This is a genomic window from Cohnella sp. GbtcB17, assembly GCF_019091135.1.
Lineage (GTDB): Bacteria > Bacillota > Bacilli > Paenibacillales > Paenibacillaceae > Cohnella.
The window spans coordinates 1-242 of sequence record NZ_JAGXJW010000416.1 but is presented as its reverse complement, the minus strand read 5'-3'; the positions used below and the strand labels follow the sequence as shown (position 1 = coordinate 242).

1 pseudogene is annotated in these 242 nt (G+C 59.9%); it reads left to right on the top strand.

The window, feature by feature from the left end:
- Positions 1-242: pseudogene (locus KVT38_RS34070) on the top strand (glycosyltransferase family 2 protein); the annotation flags it as partial.

The window sequence follows — 242 nt, the reverse complement described above, 5'->3', positions numbered from 1 at the left end:
GCTTTTGCATGCTGATGCAGCGCTACACCTTTCTCCGATTGGGCTTTCTGGTCGGAGGTTGGGAGCACGGCAACTTCGAGGGCGACGACTGGTTCATTCGCGTACGGCTGCTCGGCAAGCGTCTTGCGATGGCGGGCGACACGTTTATCCATCACTTCGGAAGCGTCAGCATACGGGCGCTCGGCGACGGCTTCCAGCGCGTGCATTCGGCAAACGGACGGGACTATCTGGATAAATGGCGG